Here is a 4,983-nt window from a genome sequence, read left to right on the forward strand (position 1 = left end):
CGCCCCTGGTGCTCGACGGCGACGACCTGACGCTCGACGGCATCGAACTCGACGGCGCGCCGCTGTCCGCCGAGGCCTACGCGGCGAGCCCCGCGGGGCTGACGCTGCACGCGCCACCGCAGGGACCGTTCGAACTGACGATCCTGACGCGGGTGGACCCGACCGCCAACACCAAGCTGATGGGGCTCTACCGCTCGAACGGCGTCTACTGCACCCAGTGCGAGGCCGACGGGTTCCGCCGGATCACCTACTTCCTCGACCGGCCCGACGTGATGGCGGTCTACACCACCCGAATCGAGGCCGAGCGCGCCGAATGCCCGGTGCTGCTCGGCAACGGAAACCCGGTGGAGGCCGGGGAGATCGCCGGCACCGGGCGGCACTTCGCCGTGTGGCACGATCCCCACCCGAAGCCCGCCTACCTCTTCGCCCTCGTCGGCGGCGCGCTCGACCGGGTGGCGCAGGACTTCACCACGATGGAGGGCCGGACGGTCGCGGTCGCGGTCTACGTCGAGCCCGGCAAGGGGCCCCGCGCCGCCTACGCCCTCGACGCGGTGATCCGTTCGATGCGGTGGGACGAGGAGGCGTTCGGGCGCGCCTACGACCTCGACGTGTTCAACGTCGTCGCCGTGTCGGACTTCAACATGGGCGCGATGGAAAACAAAGGCTTGAACGTGTTCAACGACAAATACGTTCTGGCCTCCCCCGAGACCGCCACCGACGGCGACTACGCCGCGATCGAGCGCATCATCGCGCACGAGTACTTCCACAACTGGTCGGGCAACCGCGTCACCTGCCGCGACTGGTTCCAGCTCTGCCTCAAGGAGGGGCTGACCGTCTTCCGCGACCAGGAATTCTCGTCCGACATGCGCTCGCGCGCCGTCCACCGCATCGGCGAGGTCCGCAACCTTCGCGCCCGGCAGTTCCCGGAGGATGCCGGCCCGCTCAGGCACCCGGTCCGGCCTGGTGCCTATGCCGAGATCAATAACTTCTACACGGCCACGGTCTACGACAAGGGCGCCGAGATCGTGCGGATGCTGCGCACCCTCGTCGGCGCCGACGCCTTCCGGGCCGGCATGGACCGGTACTTTTCCGACAACGACGGCACCGCGGCGACCGTCGAGGATTTCCTGGCGGCCTTCGCCGCGGTGACCGGGCGCGACCTCCAGCCCTTCGCCCGCTGGTACGAGCGCCCCGGCACGCCGGCCCTCGCGGTGACGCGCGCCTACGACGCCGAGGCCCGGCGATACACGCTGACCTTCCGCCAGAGCCTCGAGGCGGCGGGCCTCCCCCTGGTGATCCCGGTCGCTCTCGGCCTCGTCGGCGAGAACGGCCCCCTCGCCGGGGCGACTTCGACATCGGTCTCCGACGGCGTCTTCGTCCTCGACACCGGGACCGCCACCGTGGTGTTCGAGTGCGTCGCCGAGGCGCCCGTGCCCTCGGTGCTGCGCGGCTTTTCCGCCCCGGTGCGGCTTGAACTCGACCTGACCGACGCCGAGCGCCTCGTCCTGCTCCGGCACGACACCGACCCGTTCAACCGCTGGCAGGCAGCGCAGGGGATCGCGATGCGGCTGATCCTCGAACCGGCCGCACCGGGCGCGGGCGAGGCCTTCGCCGACGCGCTCGGCGCCTTCCTCGACGGCGAGGCCCTGACCGACCCGGCCTTCGCCGCCCTGGTGCTGTCGCTCCCCGGCGAAGGCGAAGCCGCCAACGAAATCGCCGCCGACCTCGACCCGGACGCGATTCACGCGGCCCGCACCGCCCTTCGGAAAGCGCTGGGTACGCGGCTGCGCCCGCGCCTCGCTGCGCTGGCCCTGGCCCTGCGGGCGTCTCAGGACGCCCCCTACAGCCCGGACGCCGCCTCGGCCGGCCGCCGCTCGCTCGCCAACGCCTGCCTCGACCTGATCGCCGCCGCGGACCCGGCGGCCGGCACCGAAGGCGCCCTCCTCCAGCTTCGCGAGGCGCGCAACATGACCGACCGGCTCGCGGCCCTCGGCGTGATCGCGGCGATCCCAGGGGAGGCCCGCGAGGCGGCGCTCGCGGCTTTCGGCGCCACCTATGCCGACGAGCCGCTGGTCCTCGATAAGTGGTTCGCCGTCCAGGCGACGATCGCCGAGGACGGCACGCCGGCACGGATCGCGGCGCTGAGCCGGCACCCGGCCTTCGCCATGACCAACCCGAACCGGGTGCGGGCACTGATCGCCAGCTTCGCAATGGGCAACCCGACCCAGTTCGCGAGGGCCGACGGGGCCGGCTTCGCCCTCGTCGCCGAGCGGATCGAGGCCCTCGACCGGATCAACCCGCAGCTCGCCGCGCGGCTCCTCACCGCGTTTTCTTCCTGGCGGCGGTGGGAAATTTCGCGACGGGAAAAGGCCGCCGAAATCCTCAACCGGATCAAGGCGATCCCCGCCCTTTCCCGGGACGTGGCCGACATCGCCGCCCGGACGCTCGAAGCCGGTTAACCATCGCTTAACATTGGCGATTCTCCGCTGATTCCGAGTCGGTAGTCGCGGCTCGGAGTCAAGCCACGCTGTAAAAAATCCGTGGACAAACCACTCGGGAAAGTGATGAATTGAATTCAGATTCGGGGCCGGCGCAGCAAGGCCCGGACGCTTCCAGTGCACGAGGTCGACCATGCCGGAGGCGGATTCCGCTTCCTTCTCCGCGCGTGCGGATACGATTCTCGGCATCCACTGGCCGACGCGCGCGCCGGCGAGCCGTTTCGTGCAGGCCGAAGCCTGGCTGCGTTATGCGGTGCCGGCCTTGCTTGCGACCTTCCTCGCCTGCCTGGCGGGGCTGACGGCCCTCCACCTCCAGACCCAGCGCGAGGAACTGCTCGCCACCGCGAGCGCCGACCTCGAGTCCTTCACCCGCCTCTCGGCCGGAGCGCTGGCGGGCCACGCCCTCGGCGACGCGGCGGCCCAGGCGAGCCTCGTCGACCTATTTCCCGCGGGCACCCTGCCGGCCGGACGCCGTGTGATGCTCGTCTCACGAGGCGACCGGATCGTCGCGGCCAGGCCCCCACTGCCGCCCGGCACCGAGACCCTTCAGAATGCGCTCGGCGAGTCGGAGGCACTCTCGACGCTCGGCGAGCGGGCGGGCGTGATGCGCCTAGCACTCCCCGACGGCGAGACCGCCTTCGCGGCGATGCGCCGCCTCCCCGGCGGCGAAAGCCGCATCGCGGTGATGCAATCGCTCGGACCGCTGACCGCAAGCTGGACCGGCCGCGCCCGCCACCAAGCGATCCTGGTCGCCGCCGCCGCCCTCGTCATCGTCGGGGTGGGCCTCGCCTACGGGCTGCAGAGCCGCCGGGCGAAGGCGATCGACAAGGTCTGCGAGCAGATTCGCCGGCGCCTTGACACCGCGCTCGGCCGCGGCGCCTGCGGCTTGTGGGACTGGGACATCCCACGCGGGCAGATCTACTGGTCGGATTCGATGTACGCGCTGCTCGGCTACCGCCGCGAGCGCGAGTTCCTATCCTTCGGCGACGTCAACGCCCTGGTCCACCCCGACGACGGCGACCTCTACAGCCTCGCGCGCGGTCTGGCCGCGAGCCAGACCGCTGTCGACCACGCCTTCCGCATGCGCGGGGCGAACGGCGCCTACATCTGGCTGCGCACCCGCGCCGAGGTGGTGCCGGACGTGACAGACGGCGGCCGCCACCTCGTCGGCATCGCCGTCGACGTCACCGAGCAGCAGCACCTCGCCGAGACCAGCGCCACCAACGACATGCGCTTGCGCGACGCCGTCGAGGCGATCTCGGAAGCGTTCGTCATCTGGGACACGAGCAACCGTCTCGTGCTGTGCAATTCCAAGTTCCGCCACCTGCACGCGCTTTCCCCCGAGGACGCGCAGGTCGGCCGCCGCTACGACGAGGTGATGGGCCGCGGGGTACTGCCGCAGATCCGGCGGGAGATGCCGGAGACCGATGCGGCGAGCGCGACGGCCCGTACCTTCGAGGCGGAACTCACCGACGGCCGCTGGCTGCAGATCAGCGAGCGACGCACCAAGGACGGCGGGTACGTCTCCGTCGGCACCGACATCACCAACCTGAAGCGGCACCAGGAGCAGCTCGTTGCCTCGGAGCGCGAGCTGATCGAGACGGTCAAGGACCTGAAGCGCTCGCGCCGCACGCTGGAGTTGCAGACGCAGCAACTCGCCGACCTCGCCGAGCGCTACCTCGACCAGAAGGCGGCGGCCGAGTCCGCCAACCAGGCCAAGTCCGAGTTCCTGGCCAACATGAGCCACGAGCTGCGCACGCCGCTGAACGCGATCATCGGCTTCGCCGAGCTGATGTCGAGCGAGCTCTACGGGCCGCTCGGCTCGCCGCGCTACGCCGAATACTGCGCTGACATCCGCGGCAGCGGCGACTACCTGCTCTCGATGATCGACGACATCCTCCACATGTCGCGGATCGAGTCCGACCGCGTGCGCCTCGCGCGCCGCGAGGTCGCCGTCGAGGCCGCGGTCGCCGGGGCGCTGAAGCTGGTGTCGGAGCCGGCGCGGCAGAAGAACCTCCACATCGCCATAGACTTGCAGCCCGGCCTCGCGCTGCTCGCCGACGAGCGCGCCCTGCAGCAGATCCTCGTCAACCTGCTGCAGAACGCGGTGAAGTTCACGCCCGGGCACGGCCGCATTGCGGTGCGCGCGCGCGCCGCCGGGGACCACGCCCACCTGTTCATCGAGGATACCGGGATCGGTATCCCGAAGGCGGCGCTGGCGCGCCTCGGTGCGCCGTTCTCGCAAGTCGAGACCAACCTGACCCGCAGCCACAAGGGCTCGGGCCTCGGCCTCGCCATCGCCCGCTCCATGGCCGAGCTGCACGGCGGCTCCCTGCGCATCCGCTCCGAGGAGACGGTCGGCACCATAGTCCTGGTGCGGCTGCCCCGCCCGACCGGCGAACGCCTCGCGGCGGCGGCGGCCGAGGATTCCGGTCAGCAGGCCATCGCGGCGCTGCGCGAGGCCTCCGGGGCGAGCGTTCGGCAG

General features: G+C 71.0%; 2 protein-coding genes. Both read left to right on the top strand.

What is annotated here, in order from left to right:
* Nucleotides 1-2,459: aminopeptidase N (gene pepN, locus FV222_RS17215; RefSeq protein ID WP_147815246.1), on the top strand; the 2,459-nt coding region annotated here is incomplete at its 5' end.
* Nucleotides 2,460-2,631: 172 nt separating this feature from the next.
* Nucleotides 2,632-4,983, top strand: a 2,352-nt coding sequence (locus FV222_RS17220) for a PAS domain-containing sensor histidine kinase (RefSeq protein WP_147815248.1), incomplete at its 3' end; no start/stop codon positions are given.

The organism is Methylobacterium sp. WL103 (assembly GCF_008039885.1).
GTDB lineage: Bacteria > Pseudomonadota > Alphaproteobacteria > Rhizobiales > Beijerinckiaceae > Methylobacterium > Methylobacterium cerastii.